General features: G+C 43.0%; 18 protein-coding genes. 13 read left to right on the top strand and 5 right to left on the bottom strand.

What is annotated here, in order from left to right; genetic code table 11:
• Positions 1–345 precede the first annotated feature (345 nt).
• Both EWA64_RS02115 and EWA64_RS02105 read left to right on the top strand, forming a co-directional pair.
• Complete coding sequence (locus tag EWA64_RS02115) at positions 346–852, top strand: GNAT family N-acetyltransferase (protein ID WP_005525500.1); 507 nt, start codon at positions 346–348, stop codon at positions 850–852.
• Positions 853–999: 147 nt separating this feature from the next.
• Positions 1,000–1,851, top strand: coding sequence for a DUF5677 domain-containing protein (locus EWA64_RS02105; RefSeq protein WP_061893177.1), 852 nt, complete (start codon positions 1,000–1,002; stop codon positions 1,849–1,851).
• Positions 1,852–1,965: 114 nt separating this feature from the next.
• Here the strand turns inward: EWA64_RS02105 and EWA64_RS02100 are convergent, their stop codons facing one another.
• Together EWA64_RS02100 and EWA64_RS02095 are read right to left on the bottom strand one after the other, a co-directional pair.
• On the bottom strand, positions 1,966–2,265 hold the full coding sequence (locus EWA64_RS02100; protein ID WP_017420621.1) for a type II toxin-antitoxin system RelE/ParE family toxin: 300 nt from the start codon (positions 2,263–2,265) through the stop codon (positions 1,966–1,968).
• A complete protein-coding gene (locus tag EWA64_RS02095; RefSeq protein ID WP_011080384.1) occupies positions 2,262–2,504 on the bottom strand; it encodes a type II toxin-antitoxin system ParD family antitoxin in 243 nt (80 codons plus the stop codon). The genes EWA64_RS02100 and EWA64_RS02095 overlap by 4 nt, the downstream gene beginning before the upstream one ends.
• Before the next feature lie 284 nt (positions 2,505–2,788).
• Between EWA64_RS02095 and EWA64_RS02090 the strand changes: the two genes are divergently transcribed.
• On the top strand, positions 2,789–3,214 hold the full coding sequence (locus EWA64_RS02090) for a hypothetical protein (protein ID WP_061893176.1): 426 nt from the start codon (positions 2,789–2,791) through the stop codon (positions 3,212–3,214).
• A 157-nt stretch (positions 3,215–3,371) separates the two neighbouring features.
• Here EWA64_RS02090 and EWA64_RS02085 read toward each other — a convergent pair.
• A protein-coding gene (locus EWA64_RS02085) for an IS3 family transposase (RefSeq protein ID WP_439655067.1) occupies positions 3,372–4,561 on the bottom strand; the annotation gives its coding sequence in 2 pieces (ribosomal slippage) (positions 3,372–4,294 and positions 4,294–4,561; 1,191 coding nt in all).
• Between the two features lie 531 nt (positions 4,562–5,092).
• Between EWA64_RS02085 and EWA64_RS02080 the strand changes: the two genes are divergently transcribed.
• The 3 genes from EWA64_RS02080 (at position 5,093) to EWA64_RS02070 (ending at position 7,143) form a co-directional block, all read left to right on the top strand.
• Positions 5,093–5,590 carry a DUF2867 domain-containing protein gene (locus tag EWA64_RS02080; protein WP_061894908.1) on the top strand — a complete coding sequence of 166 codons (498 nt, stop codon included), beginning with the start codon at positions 5,093–5,095 and terminating at the stop codon, positions 5,588–5,590.
• A gap of 766 nt (positions 5,591–6,356) precedes the next feature.
• The gene (locus EWA64_RS02075; RefSeq protein WP_061893145.1) at positions 6,357–6,623 is read left to right on the top strand and encodes a hypothetical protein; all 267 of its coding nucleotides are present in this window, start codon (positions 6,357–6,359) and stop codon (positions 6,621–6,623) included.
• A 139-nt stretch (positions 6,624–6,762) separates the two neighbouring features.
• Positions 6,763–7,143, top strand: coding sequence for a hypothetical protein (locus EWA64_RS02070; protein WP_038969941.1), 381 nt, complete (start codon positions 6,763–6,765; stop codon positions 7,141–7,143).
• A gap of 4,228 nt (positions 7,144–11,371) precedes the next feature.
• Here EWA64_RS02070 and EWA64_RS02065 read toward each other — a convergent pair.
• Positions 11,372–12,561, bottom strand: a protein-coding gene (locus EWA64_RS02065) for an IS3 family transposase (RefSeq protein WP_439655067.1) whose coding sequence is annotated in 2 segments (ribosomal slippage) — positions 11,372–12,294 and positions 12,294–12,561 — 1,191 coding nt in all. Because the reading frame shifts where the segments join, the coding sequence is not laid out codon by codon here.
• Between the two features lie 692 nt (positions 12,562–13,253).
• Between EWA64_RS02065 and EWA64_RS02060 the strand changes: the two genes are divergently transcribed.
• The 6 genes from EWA64_RS02060 to EWA64_RS02030 all read left to right on the top strand — a co-directional run bounded on the left by EWA64_RS02060 (position 13,254) and on the right by EWA64_RS02030 (position 18,580).
• Positions 13,254–13,802 (top strand): hypothetical protein, encoded by a 549-nt coding sequence (locus EWA64_RS02060; protein ID WP_061893436.1) that lies wholly within the window; start codon positions 13,254–13,256, stop codon positions 13,800–13,802.
• A gap of 146 nt (positions 13,803–13,948) precedes the next feature.
• A complete protein-coding gene (locus tag EWA64_RS02050; RefSeq protein WP_061893032.1) occupies positions 13,949–14,392 on the top strand; it encodes a hypothetical protein in 444 nt (147 codons plus the stop codon).
• 147 nt (positions 14,393–14,539) lie between these two features.
• Complete coding sequence (locus tag EWA64_RS02045; RefSeq protein ID WP_061893144.1) at positions 14,540–15,265, top strand: hypothetical protein; 726 nt, start codon at positions 14,540–14,542, stop codon at positions 15,263–15,265.
• Positions 15,266–15,324: 59 nt separating this feature from the next.
• Positions 15,325–15,843 carry a GNAT family N-acetyltransferase gene (locus EWA64_RS02040; RefSeq protein ID WP_061893652.1) on the top strand — a complete coding sequence of 173 codons (519 nt, stop codon included), beginning with the start codon at positions 15,325–15,327 and terminating at the stop codon, positions 15,841–15,843.
• A 165-nt stretch (positions 15,844–16,008) separates the two neighbouring features.
• Positions 16,009–16,335 (top strand): TM2 domain-containing protein, encoded by a 327-nt coding sequence (locus tag EWA64_RS02035; protein WP_082796624.1) that lies wholly within the window; start codon positions 16,009–16,011, stop codon positions 16,333–16,335.
• 2,032 nt (positions 16,336–18,367) lie between these two features.
• The gene (locus EWA64_RS02030) at positions 18,368–18,580 is read left to right on the top strand and encodes a hypothetical protein (RefSeq protein ID WP_369435808.1); all 213 of its coding nucleotides are present in this window, start codon (positions 18,368–18,370) and stop codon (positions 18,578–18,580) included.
• Here EWA64_RS02030 and EWA64_RS02025 read toward each other — a convergent pair.
• Positions 18,553–19,742, bottom strand: a protein-coding gene (locus tag EWA64_RS02025) for an IS3 family transposase (protein ID WP_439655067.1) whose coding sequence is annotated in 2 segments (ribosomal slippage) — positions 18,553–19,475 and positions 19,475–19,742 — 1,191 coding nt in all. Because the reading frame shifts where the segments join, the coding sequence is not laid out codon by codon here. The two genes, EWA64_RS02030 and EWA64_RS02025, sit on opposite strands and share 28 nt — an antisense overlap.
• A gap of 384 nt (positions 19,743–20,126) precedes the next feature.
• On the opposite strand from EWA64_RS02025, the gene EWA64_RS02020 reads away from it, so the two are divergent.
• Positions 20,127–20,312: a hypothetical protein gene (locus EWA64_RS02020; RefSeq protein WP_061896163.1), complete on the top strand. Its 186-nt coding sequence runs from the start codon at positions 20,127–20,129 to the stop codon at positions 20,310–20,312.
• Positions 20,313–20,405 lie beyond the last annotated feature (93 nt).

Here is a 20,405-nt window from a genome sequence, read left to right as displayed (position 1 = left end):
TTTAGTTCAGTGTTAGTAATAGGTAACAAAGTTACCACTTATTACAAAATCATCAAAATTGAAGTCGCAACTGATCAAGACAAGTTTTCTTTAAGTTCATCTTACATACAAATTGGGAACTCAGACGATACAGAGACTCTCAGTCGTGAATTACTAGAAAGCGTAAGGTCTGGAATTTTGAAGTCATGTGTAACTAGCACATAACAAGGCGTTTAAGCGGGATTCATGCCGCGTGGCATTTTTGGTATGCGGTGGTTTTTGGTGGTGAAAGTGGTCTGCGGAAGGTTGGTTTAGGCGGCATTCACCCCTTAACGCAGCGTTATGTAACAAGGAGGGTTCAGCTAAATGGAAGTAGTATCTGAAAGGCTGCGGATGAAGCCATTATCGGAAAATGACTGGCCTTTATTTCTGCAACTCCATACGAATCCTAGTGTTATTTCACTTTGTTTTGATGAACTGCCAAAGTCAGAAATTGAGAGTAAATTTAAATCTCGATTAGCACCTTGGTTTGTAAAGTCGAAGCATTGGCTATGTTTAGTTGTTGTCGAGTCCAAAACGGACAAAGCAGTAGGTATAACAGGTTTTTGTGTTAACGATTCTGTTGCTGAAGTTGGGTTTATGTTTTTGCCCGAATATCATGGACTCGGGTATGGTACAGAGTCACTGCAAGCTCTCATAAATTATTCAATGTCAGAGTTTGGCATCGATAAATACAGTGCAGTTGTCACTGAGGGTAACATTGGTTCCGAAAAGGTACTTACAAAAGTGGGTTTTGTGCTCGATAGGATAGTGCCTCAAGCTTATGAAATCGGTGGTCATTTGTACGCAGACCATGTCTATCAATACGTGTAAAATTGTTACATAACAAGGCGTTTAAGCGGGATTCATGCCGCGTGGCATTTTTGGTTTGCGGTGATTTTTGTGGTGAAAGTGGTGTGCGGAAACTTGGTTTATGCGGCACTCACCCCTTAACGCGGCGTTAAGTTTCAAGAGGTAACTATGGACGATAGGTTTAAATCTTGGGTTGCAATGGCTAGCCATTTCATTGGTGAGCACTTTGATCATTGCAAACCTTTTCTAGATAAAGATTTTCAAAACATGCATCCCATGGTTAGGTTTGTAACTACCCAGTTGTACTTATCTTGTCACTTTAGCTCAGAGAGTTCACTTATTTTGTTGCAGCACGGTCAAGAGTGGGATGCTGAAATTATTAACCGTACGATAATTGAAGGTGTTACCAAGTACATTTACATGCTGAATGGCTCTGAAGAGGAAGTGCTAACGAAAGTTAATGAATATTGGGAGATTCTTCCCAGTTATTCTGCTATTAAACGAAGTGATCGTGCGAGTTCTTTGCTAGCAGAAGTCGACCCACAAGATATGCATAATTGGATTTCAATTCAAGATCTAACACTAGAACCAGAACAAGTGGACAGTATTCGAGGTGATACAAATAAGCAGCAACGAAAACTGCTAGAACAAAAGTGGTCGTTTAGCCACATCATACAAGAGTTTAGCAAGTCTAATGATGCGAGGCTTAATCCTTTGATCCATCTAGGCTATAACTACGGGATGAGTAGTCACCTTATCCATAAAGATGGTGACGGTGTTGCTATGGTGTGGGAGCGATGTGTACGTACGACAGAAGAACAAGCGTGGGTTAAAGCCGCGCATATAGCTCGGTCTATTTCTGATCTCTGCACTTTTGCTGAAATGCGTTCACTATTTCTATTTCAGTTTTGTGGTGAAAATCCAGATTTTTCCAACACCTTGAGACAAAACTATGAGCCACTGTTTGCAAATTTAAAAGCCGCATTGCAAGAATTTAATACCAACGAATATGAAACTTAACAAACTGTTTAAGAGTGATTCGCAACGCGTGGCATTTTTACTATGCGTTGGTTTTAGTTTTTAAGGTGGTATGCGGAGGCTCTGGTATTGCGTTGCTCACACCTTAACAGGGCGTTATGCGCCCAAAATTGGATTCACATCCATGCTTTTGTGAAGGATACGGATAATCTCAATATTTTGACTGCCGATCTGACGATAAAATATTACGTGGCTTCCTTGTGGAAACTTTCTGTAGCCATCGCGAATTTCGTCACAGGCTTTACCAATGTCAGGATTTTCGGCTAACAGCCAAAATGAGTCATCAAACTGTTTTAGATAAATATTTCGCTGTTCGCGACCCCAACGTCGAGAGGTAAACAAGGCTATATCTCTTAAATCAGATTTCGCCTTGTTAGTTAACTGAAATGGTCTCATTTTCTCTCTTCGCTATCTAACTCATTGATAAACGAATCAAGGTCATAATCCGCAACTCCACTTTCTTCGCCCTCAACAAGCAACTGGCGTAAAGTGTTCATTTTAGTTTCTTGGGTTTCAAGTAAACGTAAAGCAGAACGAATAACTTCACTTGCAGAGCCATAGCGGCCGCTTTGGATTTGATTAGCAATAAAACCGTCAAAATGGTCACCCAAAGTAATACTAGTGTTCTTAGCCATAACTTAGTCCTCAGTACCAATAGATACCTAATTATGGTATTAGTTGAGCTTGGATGCAAGGCGCATAACAAAGCGTTCAAGTGGGACTTGGCACGCGTGGCATTTTTGGCTTGCAGTTTATTTAGTGGTTAGGGTGTGATGCGGTAACGTTTGTAGTGCGTGCCTGCGCCCCTTAACGCAGCGTTATATTCTTTCGGCTGAAGTTTGAACTGTCTCGCTGAACTTGCTTTTTCGTTCCGAACATTGGGGTTCATGTTGCATACTCATTTCCGGAGGGAAATTGTATGAAAACATTGATAGTTAAGAATACGCTGTTTACACTTTTGGCTGGCTTTTCCATAGTATGGCTAATCTCGTTGGGTAAGTTTTTTGTGACGGCATCGCAATACCCTGTGGATTATTTATATCTGGTTTTTGGTGTAGCTTTGGCTATTCTTATATCTGTTTATACCGTCAGAGACTTACAACAAAACTTTTGGCACAAGTCGTTTGGGATTTACTTTACATATTATTTTGGGGCATTGGGCCTGTTTGCTGATGGACATCAGGCAGGGTGGAGCCATAGTGATAGCTTTCTGGATAAGTTATTCATGTCGGGTATTTACATTTTTGTCTTTTCGCTCTCGTTTATAGTTCCACTAGTCATTGGGCTACTGGCTTTCGTTCAAGCATACCTTCTCTCCATTGCAGTTGAAAATAGACGAATATAACAAACAATTTAAGAGTGATTCAGCACGCGTGGCATTTCTACTATGCGTTAGGTTTAGTGATTAAGGCGATATGCAGCAGCATCGGTATTGCGTGCTTCACACCTTAATTGGGCGTTAGCTTAAAACAATAAAAATCAATTGGTTGTGGTTGTAGTGGTCAAGTAAAACTGGCCACGGGTTTATAGTTAAGCCAGTATCTTCGCTCTGACTCGTTTGGACTCAAGCCACCGTTGTAATGGTGTGGCCTGACGTTGCTGTAATACCCCAGGATATAGTGGGTGATTGCCAGCTTGGCCTCGGCAAAGTTCCGATAGCCTGTTTCCGGTATCCATTCCGTTTTCAAACTCCTGAAAAATCGCTCCATTGGGCTGTTGTCCCAGCAATTCCCGCGGCGACTCAGGCTTTGGGTTATCTGGTAACGCCACAGCAATTGCCGGAAGGAGCGACTGGTATAGTGACTGCCCTGGTCACTGTGGAACATCACGCCTTTAGGCCTGCCTCGTTGCTCAAATGCCATGTTCAACGCCTGCTTGGTCAACTCGCTGTCCGGTGAGTGCGACATCGCCCAGCCCACGGGTTTACGGGCAAATAAATCCATTACCACGGCCAAATAGGCCCAGCGAGTACCTGTCCAGACATAGGTCACATCGCCGCACCACACTTGGTTAGGTGCCACCACGTCAAACTGGCGGTTCAACCGATTCGGGATGTCGACATGCTCCTGATTGGCTTTCTTATAAGCATGCTTCGGCAATTGGCAACTGACCAATTCCAGCGTCTTCATTAACCGTCCTGCACGGTAGCGGCTTAATGCAAAACCCCGGGCAGTAGCGATATCGGCGATGGTTCTTGCCCCGGCGGAGCCATTGCTCTCACGGTGGATTTGCCGGATTGTGCTGTGTAAACGCACCGCCTTTGGGCATATCCGCTTATCCCGGCTTAACCAATACCTGTAGCTGCTGCGCTGGACATCAAACACCTTGCACAGCCAGACGACCGGGTACTTTTCCCGGTGGCTCTTGTTGAGTTTCTCGATTAGCGAGAAGTGTTCATGGAGTCCGACATCAACAGAGCTGTAGCCTTTTTTAGGACTTCCTTTTCCAATTCCAGCCGTTCAATGCGCTTCTTTAATTCGCGGATTTCAACCTGCTCTGGGGTCATGGGCGAGGCCTTGGGAGACTTGCCTGAACGCTCTTCTCGCAGTTGACTGACCCATTTGCCAATCGTGGAATAGCCCACCCCCATTGCCTGGGCGGCCTCCTTCTGGGAGTAGCCTTGATCAACCACCAGTTGAGCCGTTTCCAGACGGAACTCAGGGCTAAAATTCGGTCCTTTTTTCTTTGCCATTTCGTCACCTACTGCTGCTACGGGTGTAATCATAACAGCTCTAATCAGGTGGCCAAATTCACTATGCCACTACAGGTCTTTTCTTTCTTCCTTTGGCCATTTGTTCTGGTTTCTCGGCAAATCAGCATTGTTTGCCAATGCAAGTTTTGAGCAGTTGCCTCAATTGAATCTTGGGATTGTACGAGGTCAGCAAGTTTGGTGCAAAGTCGCTTTGGTAGTTTTGCATTCGCTTTGAGTTTTCCGAAAGTGTGTTATCAAAATTTACAGGTTTCAAAGCAAACGAATTGCTACAAAGTTTGAGTCAATTCGGGTTTTAAATCTCAGGTAGTTTGCCAGTTTTCTAAATCAAGTTAATCTCAGGTTTGATCAATCTAAGGTGCTGAAATTTAAGCTAACAAACTGCTTAAGCGGGATTCGCAATGCGTGGCATTTTTAGCATGCGGTGAGTTTTGTGATTAAAGCGTTGTGCGGTAGCTTTTGCAGTGCATTGCTCACCCCTTAGCAGGGCGTTATGCCTTTTAGGAGAAATACATGACTATCCCAAAGCATTCAAAGCTTTATAGTTATACGCAAGGCTCTTATTTTGCTGACAGTTTCTCTCGTGAGATCCCATACACGAATCAGACAGCTTTTGATGTTTATCTTGAAATCGCCAAGCAAACACCGCGCTGGGTTTCTTTCTTAATGGAAATGAGAAACCGTATTGTATCGATGTTCGGCCTGAAGCATTTAGGTCGATTTCAGGATGCGACTTTAGAGGCCGGTGTTAATGACGTCAAAGTGGGCGAACGGATAGGTATCTTCACGCTCGTAAGTAACGAAGAGCATGAAATTATTCTGGAGGACAGCGATAAGCATCTCGATGTGAGAGTGTCGTTTCTGCTGGACGTAAAAGGTGACAAAGTCACTGCTCATGCGACAACTGTAGTGCATGTCCACAACTTGTTTGGCAAAGCTTACATGCTTGTCGTAGCGCCGATCCATAAAGTTATTGTCCCAAATTCATTGAAAACTTTGGCACAGGCATAACAAAGCGTTAAAGCGGGACTTGGCACACGTGGCATTTTCAATTTGCGTTGGGTTTAGTGGTTAAGTTGTCATGCGGTCACTTTTGTATTGCGTGCCTGCGCCCCTTAACGCGGCGTTATGCTTAATCACGCAAAATCAGTGCTTTATGGTTTTTCCTTGTTCCCTTGGCTTTTCAGTTCGGTGTTTGTCGGCAAGTTTACTTTTGTGAGCGCTATTTTCTGGACATCCATTCTTGGGCGCTAAAAATTCCGAGAGTTGCCTCAATCAATTGTTGGGCAAGTGTGAGGTTAGGTCGGTTGACTCAATCAGAAATCCATTTCTAGGTTTCAAACTTCAAACTAGATTTGCTAAAAATCCGAGCCTGATTATTAAAACTATGATTCATTTCGGTTTTCTAATCTTTGCCTTTTGTTTGTGAATCAAAGTCGAGTTAATCTTAGTTCTATTAAAACATAACCCATTGAAGCTTAAGCATAACAAAGCGTTTAAGAGGGATTTGGCACGCGTGGCATTTTCGGTTTGCGTTGGGTTCAGTGATTAAGTCGCTGTGCGGTAGCTTTTGTAGTGCGTGCCTGCACCCCTTAACGCGGCGTTATAAGCCAATTTCTACAATAGCTTAGTGCTAACTTTTTAAAGTGACTTCCAGTAAGTATGTCCCTAGCCTTGATTCCGTCGGAAGTGAGTACGATCTCGGAATTACAGTTTTGGGTGTTGTAACCTGAATGGGTTTTTAAATGAATAAATATATAACTGTAAGGAAATACAAATGGAATGGGATGATGTTGGTGGGCCATTAACTTACTTTGGAACAGTTCCAGTTGATATGGATAGTGACATAGAAGTTGGTGAGCACGCTAAGCTTAAGGCTGGAGATATTGAAGTTAAAGTCCGAATAATTAATGTATTAGACGACTCGTTTGAAGGTGAAGTCACTGAAATTGGCCCGGACCCTCGCATTGAAGCTGATGGTTTAAGAAGAGGTGATGTGATCGATTTTATAGAGCAAAACATAGTCACTTTGTACAGAGGCTAGGCTTATAACAAAGCATTTAAGAGTGATTCCCAACGCTTGGCACTTTTCATTCCATCGTTGGGTCTCGTGTTTACAGTGTCATTGTTAAGTTTCGTGGTAGCGTTGCTCACACCTTAATGCGGCGTTATGAGTACAAGCAATGTTAGAAGTGTATTTAGGTATTAGTGTTATTGTTGGGCTGGTTGTCATTTATGATGGTTATCTAGTCATAAAAAACTCTGGTGTTATCAAAGTAGGTCAGTTTTCTATAGTTACGACGACTATAGAGTTTCTATGGATAATTGTCTCAATAGTCGCTTTATTTAATTTGGAGTTTCAAAATTGGCAGAGACTAATTCCTGTTTTTTATGTTACTCATAATGTTCTTGGGTGGGCTTACGGGGTCTGGTTGGTCGCACAAAATCCAACTGAACAAAGTGGTCAAACTACCGTCCCTATGTGGTACGCAAAATTTGGTTTTAACTTTGGTGTCGTTTTTACACTTAGTAGTCTTTTAGTTCAGTACCAAATGTACTCATAACAAACAATTTAAGAGGGATTCCCAACGCTTGGCATTTTTGCTTTTACTTCAATTTTAGTGGTTACGGTGTAATGCTTTAGGTTGGATGGTAGCGTTGGTCACCCCTTAATTGGGCGTTAGCTTAAAACAATAAAAATCAATTGTTTGCAGCCTGTTTTTTCTTCCCTTGGCAGCTCGTTTCGGTTTCTCGGCAAATCAGCATTGTTTGCCAACGCGAGTTTTGAGTTGCTGCCTCAATTGAGTTTTTGGGCTTAACCGAGGTTAGCAAGTTTGGTGCAAAGTCGCTTTGGAAGTGTCGCTTTCGCTTTGAGTCTTGCGAAAACGAGTTTTCAGAATTTACTGGTTTTTAAAGCAAATGAACGGCCACAAAGTTTGAGTCAATTCGGGTTTTAAAACTTAGGCAGTTTGCCGGCTTCCCAAATCAGGCTAATCTCGGATTTGGTTAATCTAAGATGCTGAAATTTAAGCTAACAAACTGTTCAAGCAGATTCGGCATGCGTGGCATTTTTGGTTTGCGTTGGTTTTAGTGATTACGTAGTGTTGCGGAAGCTTTTGTAGTGCATGCCTCACTACTTAACAGGGCGTTATGCTTAATCATTTCAAAACAGTGGTTTATGGCTTTTCTTTGCTCCCTCGGCTGGTTGGTTTCGAGTTTGTCGGCAAGTTAGCTTCAGTGGGCGCTGTTTTCTGGACACTTATTCTTTGGCGCTAAAAATTCTAAGAGTTGCCTCAGTTAATTTTCGGGCAAGCGCTAGGTGAGGGCGGCTGGCTCAATCGGAAATTTGATCTTAGGTTTTTGAGTTTTGACTGCCAAAGTTCAAAGTCTGATTTTCAAAATTATGAGTCATTTCTGTTTTCTACGTTTTGGTTTTTGTTTGTGAACCAAAGTCGAGTTAACCTTGGCTTGGGTAAAACGTAAGCCATTGAAGCTTAAGCATAACAAAGCGTTAAAGAGGGACTTGGCACGCGTGGCATTTTCAGTTTGCGTTGGGTTTAGTGGTTACGGCACTGTGCGGTAGCTTTTGTATTGCGTGCCTGCGCCCCTTAACGCGGCGTTAGCTTAAAACAATTAAAATCAATTAGTTGTGGTCTTTTCTTTCTTCCTTTAGCCATTTGTTCTGGTTTCTCGGCCAATCAGCATTGTTTGCCAATGCAAGTTTTGAGCAGTTGCCTCAATTGAATCTTGGGATTGTACGAGGTCAGCAAGTTTGGTGCAAAGTCGCTTTGGTAGTTTTGCATTCGCTTTGAGTTTTCCGAAAGTGATCTATCAAAATTTTCGGGTTTTCAAAGCGCATAAAATGCTTCAAAGTTTGAGTCATTTCGGGTTTTAAATCTCAGGCAGTTTGCCAGTTTTCCAAATCAGGTTAATCTTAGGTTTGGTCAATCTAAGGTGCTGAAATTTAAGCTAACAAACTGCTTAAGAGGGATTCGCAATGCGTGGCATTTTCAGCATGCGGTGGGTTTTGTGATTAAGTCGGTGTGCGGTAGCTTTCGTAGTGCATTGCTCACCCCTTAGCAGGGCGTTATGCTTAATCATTCTAAAACAGTGGTTTATGGCTTTTCTTTGCTCCCTCGGCTGGTTGGTTTCGAGTTTGTCGGCAAGTTGGCTTCAGTGGGCGCGGTTTTCCGGACAATTATTCTTTGGCGCTGGAAATTCTGAGAGTTGCCTCAGTCAATTTTCGGGCAAGCGCGAGGTTAGGGTGGTTGGCTCAATCAGAAATTTGATCTTAGGTTTTTGAGTTTTGACTGCCAAAGTTCAAAGTCTGATTTTCAAAATTATGAGTCATTTCGGTTTTCTGTGTTTTGGTTTTTGTTTGTGAATCAAAGTCGAGTTAATCTTGGTTTAGGTAAAACGTAAGTCATTGAAGCTTAAGCATAACAAAGCGTTAAAGAGGGACTTGGCACGCGTGGCATTTTCAGTTTGCGTTGGGTTTAGTGGTTAAGTTGTCATGCGGTCATTTTTGTATTGCGTGCCTGCGCCCCTTAACGCGGCGTTAGCTTAAAACAATGAAAATCAATTGTTTGCATCCTGTTTTTTCTTCCCTTGGCAGCTCGTTTCGGTTTCTCGGCAAATCAACATTGTTTGCCAACGCTAGTTTTGAGTTGCTGCCTCAATTGAGTTTTTGGGCTTAACCGAGGTTAGCAAGTTTGGTGCAAAGTTGCTTTGGAAGAGTCGCTTTGAGTTTTGCGAAAACGAGTTTTCAAAATTTACTGGTTTTTAAAGCAAATGAACGGTCACAAAGTTTGAGTCAATTCGGGTTTTAAAACTTAGGCAGTTTGCCGGCTTCCCAAATCAGGTTAATCTCGGGCTTAGCAAATCTAAGATGCTGAAATTTAAGCTAACAAACTGCTTAAGCGGGATTCGCAATGCGTGGCATTTTTAGCATGCGGTGGGTTTTGTGATTAAGTTGGTATGCGGTAGCTTAAGTAGTGCATTGCTCACCCCTTAGCAGGGCGTTAGCTTAAAACAATAAAAATCAATTGTTTGCAGCCTGTTTTTTCTTCCCTCGGCAGTTTGTTCAGGTTTTTAGGCAAATCAGCATTGGTTATCAATGCGAGTTTTGGGTTGTTGCCTCAATTGAATTTTGGGGCTGCGCGAGGTTAGCCAGTTTGGCGCAAAGTCGCTTTGGAAGTTTTGCATTCGCTTTGAGTTTTCCTAAAGTGATTTCTCAAAATTTTCGGTTTTTCAAATCGCATGAAAGGTCACAAAGTCTGAGCCAATTCGGGTTTCAAAACTCAAGTAGTTTGCCGGTTTTCCAAATCAGGTTAATCTCTGGCTTAGTAAATCTAAGGTGCTGAAATTTAAGCTAACAAACTGCTTAAGCGGGATTCGCAATGCGTGGCATTTTCAGCATGCGATGGGTTTTGTGATTAAGTCGCTGTTCGGTAGCTCTTGTTGTGCATTGCTCACCCCTTAGCAGGGCGTTATGCTTAATCACGAAAAATCAGTGGCTTATCATTTTTCTTTGTTCCCTCGGCTTGTTAGTTTCGAGTTTGTCGGCAAGTTGGCTTCAGTAGGCGCTGTTTTCCGGACACTCATTCTTTGGCGGTGAAAATTCAGAGAATTGCCTCAATCAGTTTTCTCGTAAGCGCGAGGTTAGGGCGGTTGGTTCAATCAGAGATTTGATCTCAGGTTTTTGTGTTTTAGCTGCGAAAGTTCAAAGCCAGAGTTTCAAAATTATGAGTCATTTCGGTTTTCTACGTTTTGGCTTTTGCTTGTGAATCAAAGCCGAGTTAATCTTGGTTCTGTTAAAACGTAAGTTATTGAAGCTTAAGCATAACAAACGCTTTAAGACGGATTCGCAACGCGTGGCATTTGTGGTTTGCGGTAAACTTAGTGATTTAGGTGGTGTGCTGTAACATCGTATTGCGTTGCTCACCACTTAAGCGGGCGTTAGCTTAAAACAATTAAAATCAATTGGTTGTGGTCTTTTCTTTCTTCCATTGGCAATTCGTTTCGGTTTATCGGCAAATCGGCATTGTTTGCCAATGCGGTTTTGAGCTGTTGCCTCAATTGAATTTTGGGATTGCGCGAGGTTAGTAAGTTTGGCGCAAAGTCGCTTTGGAGGTTTTGCTTTCGCTTTGAGTTTTCCGAAAGTGACTTCTCAAAATTTTCGGTTTTTCAAATCGCATGAAAGGTCACAAAGTTTGAGCCAATTCGGGTTTCAAAACTCAAGTGGTTTGTAGGTTTTCTAAATCGGTTTAATCTCAAGTTTGGTAAATCTCAGGTGGTGAAATTTAAGCTAACAAACTGCTTAAGCGGGATTCGCAATGCGTGGCATTTTTAGCATGCGGTGAGTTTCGTGATTAAGTTGGTGTGCGGTAGCTTTTGTAGTGCATTGCTCACCCCTTAGCAGGGCGTTAGCTTTAAAACAATGAAAATCAATTGTTTGCAGCCTGTTTTTTCTTCCCTTGGCAGCTCGTTTCGGTTTCTCGGCAAATCAACATTGTTTGCCAACGCGAGTTTTGAGTTGCTGCCTCAATTGAGTTTTTGGGCTTAACCGAGGTTAGCAAGTTTGGTGCAAAGTCGCTTTGGAAGTGTCGCTTTCGCTTTGAGTTTTGCGAAAACGAGTTTTCAGAATTTACTGGTTTTTAAAGCAAATGAACGGCCACAAAGTTTGAGTCAATTCGGGTTTTAAAACTTAGGCAGTTTGCCGGCTTCCCAAATCAGGTTAATCTCGGATTTGGTTAATCTAAGATGCTGAAATTTAAGCTAACAATGTAGTGGTCAAGTAAAACTGGCCACGGGTTTATAGTTAAGCCAGTATCTTCGCTCTGACTCGTTTGGACTCAAGCCACCGTTGTAATGGTGTGGCCTGACGTTGCTGTAATACCCCAGGATATAGTGGGTGATTGCCAGCTTGGCCTCGGCAAAGTTCCGATAGCCTGTTTCCGGTATCCATTCCGTTTTCAAACTCCTGAAAAATCGCTCCATTGGGCTGTTGTCCCAGCAATTCCCGCGGCGACTCAGGCTTTGGGTTATCTGGTAACGCCACAGCAATTGCCGGAAGGAGCGACTGGTATAGTGACTGCCCTGGTCACTGTGGAACATCACGCCTTTAGGCCTGCCTCGTTGCTCAAATGCCATGTTCAACGCCTGCTTGGTCAACTCGCTGTCCGGTGAGTGCGACATCGCCCAGCCCACGGGTTTACGGGCAAATAAATCCATTACCACGGCCAAATAGGCCCAGCGAGTACCTGTCCAGACATAGGTCACATCGCCGCACCACACTTGGTTAGGTGCCACCACGTCAAACTGGCGGTTCAACCGATTCGGGATGTCGACATGCTCCTGATTGGCTTTCTTATAAGCATGCTTCGGCAATTGGCAACTGACCAATTCCAGCGTCTTCATTAACCGTCCTGCACGGTAGCGGCTTAATGCAAAACCCCGGGCAGTAGCGATATCGGCGATGGTTCTTGCCCCGGCGGAGCCATTGCTCTCACGGTGGATTTGCCGGATTGTGCTGTGTAAACGCACCGCCTTTGGGCATATCCGCTTATCCCGGCTTAACCAATACCTGTAGCTGCTGCGCTGGACATCAAACACCTTGCACAGCCAGACGACCGGGTACTTTTCCCGGTGGCTCTTGTTGAGTTTCTCGATTAGCGAGAAGTGTTCATGGAGTCCGACATCAACAGAGCTGTAGCCTTTTTTAGGACTTCCTTTTCCAATTCCAGCCGTTCAATGCGCTTCTTTAATTCGCGGATTTCAACCTGCTCTGGGGTCATGGGCGAGGCCTTGGGAGACTTGCCTGAACGCTCTTCTCGCAGTTGACTGACCCATTTGCCAATCGTGGAATAGCCCACCCCCATTGCCTGGGCGGCCTCCTTCTGGGAGTAGCCTTGATCAACCACCAGTTGAGCCGTTTCCAGACGGAACTCAGGGCTAAAATTCGGTCCTTTTTTCTTTGCCATTTCGTCACCTACTGCTGCTACGGGTGTAATCATAACAGCTCTAATCAGGTGGCCAAATTCACTATGCCACTACACAAACTGTTCAAGCAGATTCGGCATGCGTGGCATTTTTGGTTTGCGTTGGTTTTAGTGATTACGTAGTGTTGCGGAAGCTTTCGTAGTGCATGCCTCACTACTTAACAGGGCGTTATGCTTAATCAAGTAAAATCAGTGGTTTATGGTTTTTCTCTGTTCCCTCAGCTTTTCAGTTTTGTGTTTGTCGGCAAGTTGGCTTTTTTGAGCGCTGTTTTTCGGACATTTATTCTTTGGCGCTAGAAAATCAGAGAGTTGCCTCATTCAATTTTCGGGCAAGCGCGAGGTTAGGGCGGTTAGCTCAATCAGAAATCCATTTTTCGTTTTTAAACTCCAAGCCAGTTTTGCCAAAATCCGAAGTCTGATTATTAAAACTATGATTCATTTCGGTTTTCTAAGTTTTGGCTTTTGTTTCTGAATCAAAGTCGAGTTAATCTTGTTTCCAGAAAACGTAACCCATTGAAGCTTAAGCATAACAAAGCGTTTAAGTGGGATTTGGCACGCGTGGCATTTTCGGTTTGCGTTGGGTTCAGTGATTAAGTCGCTGTGCGGTAGCTTTTGTAGTGCGTGCCTGCACCCCTTAACGCGGCGTTATGTGATATTTTCAAAAAGGGTATTAGATGTTTAAAAAGATAGCTTTATTTCTTCCAATGATAGGCTTGGTGGGATGCGAGTTACCCAAGCCTGAGTACTTGCCACTAAATGGTGAATCATATTCAGATGTGACGATTGATACAGAAGTTAAGATTGCTGTTAATAAACCCGTGTATTTTCATACTGATGAGTTGTGTAGTTATGATAGTGCAAAGTTAATAGGGTTTGTTTCTAAGTCAGATGGCCCGCTGTATTTTAAAGATGAAGTGGTGAAAACAAGAGTTAAATCAGATTCGAAGGTTTATTTGTCATTACCTTTAGATTATGTTTCTTACTATGATGCAAACAGAGTGACCATACGATATTCTCAGCCTATTTTTTCCTTTATACCAGAGGTAGGTGTTTCATATAAACTAGTAATCAATCCATATGATGTAAACTTATACATCGATGATGGGTTTGGAAACATGTCAAACCGTACGGAAATAGGCGAATTAATTAAAGGGTGTGAAATTACCACTGAAAATCAAGGTGAAGGTGTTAAGGTGTTTTACTTAAAGCCGGCAAGTGGTTGAATTCACATAACAAACAGTTTAAGTGGGATTCAGCACGCGTGGCATTTTTAGCATGCGATTATTTCGGTGTTGACGTGCCATGCGGTTACATTGGTATTGCGTGCTTCACCCCTTAACTGGGCGTTAGGCTTATAGAACGAGAAACTATGAAAATATTATATTCAGGCGGTCTACAAATCCGCTCTAATGATGCACAAGAGCGATTGTTAAATGTTAATACTTTCTTAGATGGTGAGTTGGCTTTCCACAACTTATATCGAGAAGTTAAAGCAAGTGATTTTCCTATTGCTCAGGATTGCTTTGGTGACCAGTTTTTTATTCGAGATAATTTGGTAGTTAAATTGAATGCCGAATCTGGTGATATTGATGAATTTGGTTGTACTTGGGAACAGTTTTTGGCTTGGGTTGACGAGGATCCAATTGAAAGGTTGAGCATTCCAAACGATTTGGATTTAAAGGTTGGTCAGCTATTATTCGCGTATCCACCTTTCTGCACTACAGAGGGAAATAATGCATCTATAAAAGCAATAGATGGTGTCGAGCTAATCAGGTTCCACGCTAATTTTGCGAAGCAGATAAACGGTGAATAATAAGCCTAACAAACTGTTCAAGCAGATTCGGCATGCGTGGCATTTTTGGTTTGCAGCGGTTTTAGTGATTACGTAGTGTTGCAGAAGCTTTTGTAGTGCATGCCTCACTACTTAACAGGGCGTTAGGTTTAGTTCAAAGGATTGTAAATGAGCAAGGTATTTGGAGTTATTTCTTTAGCAGTGGTGGTGTCATTCTTCTTTATAGTAAGTGTTGCTGGTGAAAACAGTCGTGCAGATGAGATTATAGGTGAATTATTGATCAAGCTTAAGAATGAAGACTTTTCAAGTGAATGCATTAAGGTTGTTGCTGGTAGCAACCAAAACTTCGATTCACACTGTGATCAAGATATGTTTGTTTTCACTGTCAGCTTGCTGAAAAGATTTGATTTACTTGACGGTAGTAACTTTTCCATCAATCTTAAAAAAGAAAATTACTGGTTCCCTTTTACCAATAATCAAGGGATAAAGGTTAGCTTAAACCTGTCACAGACTGAGGAAAGTAGTTTTTTAAAGTTATCAAATGACCTCGACTATGTAACAGATCTATTTGTGGTCAAACGAACAGGTTTTAAGTGGCAGATAGACTCAATTACTATAAATGAACCCGAGCTAGCGAAAATTTTCAGCGACACCAAGAAGCAAATCGATTTCCAAAAGTACCTTGTCCAGTTAGATTCTGGCTATCAGTTAAATGAAATGGTCATACATCAAGGGGAATTCGCTGATATAGACCGGCTATTACTTAAATTCAGTGTAGAAAAACTGCTTAAGTACTTTGAGTCCCAAAAACCTAACAAACTGCTTAAGAGGGATTCGCAATGCGTGGCATTTTCAGTATGCGGTGAGTTTCGTGATGAAGGTGGTGTGCAGTAGCTCTTGTCGTGCATTGCTCACCCCTTAGCAGGGCGTTATACCTTATCGGAGAAAATTACATGGAGTTAGTTGTACCATCGCAGGAGTTTAAGTCTGCTTTTGAATGTTTCTATGAGGACTTTGCTCAAAACGATGTTGAAAATGCTGAGTACTACCTCGAAGGTAAAATTGATTTTTCCAAATATGTTCAGCGCTTGAGTGACGAAGCTGCGGGTATAAACTTACGTGACGGTTATGTACCATGTAGTCATTTTTGGCTTATAGATAGCACAAGGTCTATCCTCGGAGCTATTCGGGTTCGTCATAATATCAGCAATGATTTCCTTTCTTTAGAAGCTGGGCATATTGGCTACGATATAGCACCCTCATTTCGTGGAAAGGGCAACGGCAAGTTAATGCTGAAGTTGGCGCTTTCGAAAGCTGCCGCTCTTGGCATCAAACGAGCACTGCTGACTGCTGATGAAGATAACTTTGCATCGCGTTGTGTCATTGAAGCTAACGGCGGTGAGTTTGAAAAAATCGTTATAGGAAAGGTTTTCCCAAATCCTTTGGCTAGGTATTGGGTCAACTGTGAGTAACGGTATAACAAAGCGTTAAAGAGGGACTTGGCACGCGTGGCATTTTCAATTTGCGTTGGGTTTAGTGGTTAAGGTGGTATGCGGCCACTTTTGTATTGTGTGCCTGCGCCCCTTAACGCAGCGTTAGGTATAGGAAACACATACTTTAAGGATTGTGAATAAAACATGAATGTTTTTTGTCGAAATTGTGGGCAGAGAATTCCAGAGGCTGCTAATGTATGTGGCTTTTGTAATTATAAGCAAGAGTTCAAATCGTCCCGAGATACTACACATAGAAATTCAGATGGCGTGGTTGCCTTCTTTGTCTGTTTGCTCTTTGGTTGGTTAGGTATTCACAGATTCGTGTATGGAAAAATTGGTACAGGAATATTGATGTTTTTGACCGGAGGTGGTTGTGGTATTTGGTGGTTTGTAGACATCATTAGGATCGGAGTCTGCAACAATTTTACTGACTCCAAAGGAAGGCCATTGAGCCTTATTCATAGCAACTAGTCCTTGTCATCAAGATACCTAACAAAGCATTCAAGAGGGACAGTCAACGCGTGGCGAGTTTGTTTTAAATCTTGGCATCTATGTTTACGGTGGCAAATTTAAGTTTAGTGGTAGCGCGTTGCTGCCCCTTAATGCGGCGTTAGCTTGAAACAATAAAAATCAATTGTTTGCAGCCTGTTTTTTCTTCCCTTGGCAGCTCGTTTCGGTTTCTCGGCAAATCAGCATTGTTTGCCAACGCGAGTTTTGAGTTGCTGCCTCAATTGAGTTTTTGGGCTTAACCGAGGTTAGCAAGTTTGGTGCAAAGTCGCTTTGGAAGTGTCGCTTTCGCTTTGAGTTTTGCGAAAACGAGTTTTCAGAATTTACTGGTTTTTAAAGCAGATGAACGGCCACAAAGTTTGAGTCAATTCGGGTTTTAAAACTTAGGCAGTTTGCCGGCTTCCTAAATCAGGTTAATCTCGGATTTGGTTAATCTAAGATGCTGAAATTTAAGCTAACAAACTGTTCAAGCAGATTCGGCATGCGTGGCATTTTTGGTTTGCGTTGGTTTTAGTGATTACGTAGTGTTGCGGAAGCTTTCGTAGTGCATGCCTCACTACTTAACAGGGCGTTAGCTTAAAACAATAAAAATCAATTGGTTGTGGTCTTTTCTTTCTTCCTTTGGCCATTCGTTCAGGTTTTTCGGCAAATCAGCATTGTTTATCAATGCGAGTTTTGAGCAGTTGCCTAAATTGATTTTTGGGAATGCGCGAGGTCAGTAAGTTTGGCGCAACGTCGCTTTGGAAGTTTTGTGTTCGCTGCGAGTTCTCCGAAAATGAATTCTCAAAATTTACTGGTTTCAAAGCAAATGAACGTTCACAAAGTTTGAGTCAATTCGGATTTTAAAACTCAGATAGTTTGTCGGTTTTCCAAATCAGGTTAATCTCGGGCTTAGTAAATCTAAGGTGCTGAAATTTAAGCTAACAAACTGTTCAAGCAGATTCGGCATGCGTGGCATTTTTGGTTTGCAGCGGTTTTAGTGATTACGTAGTGTTGCAGAAGCTTTTGTAGTGCATGCCTCACTACTTAACAGGGCGTTAGCTTAAAACATTAAAAATCAGTTGTTTGTGGTTTTTCCTTTCTTCCCTTGGCAGTTTCTTCAGGTTTCTCGGCAAATCAACATTGTTTGCCAATGCAAGTTTTGAGCATTTGCCTCAATTGAGCTTTGGTGTTGCGCGAGGTTAGCCAGCTTGGCGCAAAGTCGCTTTGGAAGTTTGGCGTTCGCTTTGAGTTTCCCGAAAATGATTTATCAAAATTTTCGGGTTTTCAAATCGCACGAAAGGCCACAAACTTTGAGTCAATTCGGGTTTTAAATCTCAGGTGGTTTGTTGGTTTTCCAAATCGGGTTAATCTCAGTTTTGGCAAATCTAAGGTGCTGAAATTTAAGCTAACAAACTGCTTAAGAGGGATTCGCAATGCGTGGCATTTTCAGCTTGCGGTGAGTTTTGTGATTAAGGCGGTGTGCGGTAGCTTTCGTAGTGCATTGCTCACCCCTTAGCAGGGCGTTAGCTTAAAACAAATAAAATCAATTGGTTGTGGTTTTTCATTTCTTCCTTTGGCAATTTGTTCAGGTTTTTCGGCAAATCGGCATTGTTTGCCAACGCGAGTTTTGAGCTGTTGCCTCAATTGAGTTTTGGGGCTGCGCGAGGTTGGTAAGTTTGGTGCAAGGTCGCTTTGGAAATTTTGCTTTCGCTTTGAGGAGTTTTCCGAAAGTGATTGCTCAAAATTTTCGGTTTTTCAAATCGCATGAAAGGTCACAAAGTTTGAGCCAATTCGGGTTTCAAAACTCAAGTGGTTTGCCAGTTTTCTAAATCAAGTTAATCTCAGGTTTGGTAAATCTAAAGTGCTGAAATTTAAGCTAACAAACTGCTTAAGCGGGATTCGCAATGCGTGGCATTTTTATCATGCGGTGGGTTTCGTGATTAAGGCGGTGTGCGGTAGCTTTTGCAGTGCATTGCTCACCCCTTAACGCAGCGTTATGTGTAAGGAGGTCAAATTGTCAGAAAAAGTGCTTTTTGCAGATTTCGCAAATACTGATTTGGTTGAGTTTAAATACAACATCGACCCTTGGGATTCTTCGACCAGTTCAATTGAAATGGTTGTTCATGACAGGGCTGGTACTTTTAGAAAATTTAAGTTTAATAAAGTGTCTAATTTAACCATAGAGGAAGGGTGTAGTGGTCAAGTAAAACTGGCCACGGGTTTATAGTTAAGCCAGTATCTTCGCTCTGACTCGTTTGGACTCAAGCCACCGTTGTAATGGTGTGGCCTGACGTTGCTGTAATACCCCAGGATATAGTGGGTGATTGCCAGCTTGGCCTCGGCAAAGTTCCGATAGCCTGTTTCCGGTATCCATTCCGTTTTCAAACTCCTGAAAAATCGCTCCATTGGGCTGTTGTCCCAGCAATTCCCGCGGCGACTCAGGCTTTGGGTTATCTGGTAACGCCACAGCAATTGCCGGAAGGAGCGACTGGTATAGTGACTGCCCTGGTCACTGTGGAACATCACGCCTTTAGGCCTGCCTCGTTGCTCAAATGCCATGTTCAACGCCTGCTTGGTCAACTCGCTGTCCGGTGAGTGCGACATCGCCCAGCCCACGGGTTTACGGGCAAATAAATCCATTACCACGGCCAAATAGGCCCAGCGAGTACCTGTCCAGACATAGGTCACATCGCCGCACCACACTTGGTTAGGTGCCACCACGTCAAACTGGCGGTTCAACCGATTCGGGATGTCGACATGCTCCTGATTGGCTTTCTTATAAGCATGCTTCGGCAATTGGCAACTGACCAATTCCAGCGTCTTCATTAACCGTCCTGCACGGTAGCGGCTTAATGCAAAACCCCGGGCAGTAGCGATATCGGCGATGGTTCTTGCCCCGGCGGAGCCATTGCTCTCACGGTGGATTTGCCGGATTGTGCTGTGTAAACGCACCGCCTTTGGGCATATCCGCTTATCCCGGCTTAACCAATACCTGTAGCTGCTGCGCTGGACATCAAACACCTTGCACAGCCAGACGACCGGGTACTTTTCCCGGTGGCTCTTGTTGAGTTTCTCGATTAGCGAGAAGTGTTCATGGAGTCCGACATCAACAGAGCTGTAGCCTTTTTTAGGACTTCCTTTTCCAATTCCAGCCGTTCAATGCGCTTCTTTAATTCGCGGATTTCAACCTGCTCTGGGGTCATGGGCGAGGCCTTGGGAGACTTGCCTGAACGCTCTTCTCGCAGTTGACTGACCCATTTGCCAATCGTGGAATAGCCCACCCCCATTGCCTGGGCGGCCTCCTTCTGGGAGTAGCCTTGATCAACCACCAGTTGAGCCGTTTCCAGACGGAACTCAGGGCTAAAATTCGGTCCTTTTTTCTTTGCCATTTCGTCACCTACTGCTGCTACGGGTGTAATCATAACAGCTCTAATCAGGTGGCCAAATTCACTATGCCACTACAGGGTTTACAGGTTACTTAGGCGGTACAGCTATCGTGGACATAAGTTGTCGTCAATGGTCACATGCTCAAATCGAAATTCAAAACTTTGAATCGGACCCTAGTATCAACTTTTTGGCAATGACAGTAGAAGTATCAGATGTTGCGGGAAATTACACATAACAAACTATTCAAGTAGATTCGGCATGCGTGGCACTTTTGGTTTGCAGCGGTTTTAGTGATTACGTAGTGTTGCGGAAGCTTTTGTAGTGCATGCCTCACTACTTAACAGGGCGTTAGGCAATACATGATAACGATAGAAAAAGGAAATGTTATGAGTAAAAAATTCAAGAATGTGAGCATGAATTCCGGTGATTTAACGGTTAAGGTGGATCATGCGGTTGTTACTTTCCATCTTAAATCTGGCGCAGAATTTAGCATCGAGGCAGGAGATAATGCGGATATCGAATTCTCAAGCTCTAATTCAGAAAAGCAGTTAGTTATTGAACCCGTTTTATAATTGCTTATTGGCATGCTTAGCTTTTGCCTAACAAACTGCTTAAGCGGGATTTGCAATGCGTGGCATTTTTAGCATGCGGTGGGTTTTGTGATT

This window comes from Vibrio cidicii (genome assembly GCF_009665415.1).
GTDB classification, from domain to species: domain Bacteria; phylum Pseudomonadota; class Gammaproteobacteria; order Enterobacterales; family Vibrionaceae; genus Vibrio; species Vibrio cidicii.
Note: the sequence above shows the minus strand (reverse complement) of the source record. Positions and strands in the feature narration are given on the sequence as shown.

Bases quoted from the DNA above. Each gene is read 5' to 3' on its own strand.
- EWA64_RS02050 (WP_061893032.1), top strand. From the start codon at position 13,949: ATGAAAATATTATATTCAGGCGGTCTACAAATCCGCTCTAATGATGCA.
- EWA64_RS02060 (WP_061893436.1), top strand. From the start codon at position 13,254: ATGTTTAAAAAGATAGCTTTATTTCTTCCAATGATAGGCTTGGTGGGA.
- EWA64_RS02035 (WP_082796624.1), top strand. From the start codon at position 16,009: ATGAATGTTTTTTGTCGAAATTGTGGGCAGAGAATTCCAGAGGCTGCT.
- EWA64_RS02075 (WP_061893145.1), top strand. From the start codon at position 6,357: ATGGAATGGGATGATGTTGGTGGGCCATTAACTTACTTTGGAACAGTT.
- EWA64_RS02090 (WP_061893176.1), top strand. From the start codon at position 2,789: ATGAAAACATTGATAGTTAAGAATACGCTGTTTACACTTTTGGCTGGC.
- EWA64_RS02080 (WP_061894908.1), top strand. From the start codon at position 5,093: ATGACTATCCCAAAGCATTCAAAGCTTTATAGTTATACGCAAGGCTCT.
- EWA64_RS02095 (WP_011080384.1), bottom strand. From the start codon at position 2,504: ATGGCTAAGAACACTAGTATTACTTTGGGTGACCATTTTGACGGTTTT.
- EWA64_RS02100 (WP_017420621.1), bottom strand. From the start codon at position 2,265: ATGAGACCATTTCAGTTAACTAACAAGGCGAAATCTGATTTAAGAGAT.
- EWA64_RS02115 (WP_005525500.1), top strand. From the start codon at position 346: ATGGAAGTAGTATCTGAAAGGCTGCGGATGAAGCCATTATCGGAAAAT.
- EWA64_RS02105 (WP_061893177.1), top strand. From the start codon at position 1,000: ATGGACGATAGGTTTAAATCTTGGGTTGCAATGGCTAGCCATTTCATT.
- EWA64_RS02040 (WP_061893652.1), top strand. From the start codon at position 15,325: ATGGAGTTAGTTGTACCATCGCAGGAGTTTAAGTCTGCTTTTGAATGT.
- EWA64_RS02020 (WP_061896163.1), top strand. From the start codon at position 20,127: ATGAGTAAAAAATTCAAGAATGTGAGCATGAATTCCGGTGATTTAACG.
- EWA64_RS02070 (WP_038969941.1), top strand. From the start codon at position 6,763: ATGTTAGAAGTGTATTTAGGTATTAGTGTTATTGTTGGGCTGGTTGTC.
- EWA64_RS02045 (WP_061893144.1), top strand. From the start codon at position 14,540: ATGAGCAAGGTATTTGGAGTTATTTCTTTAGCAGTGGTGGTGTCATTC.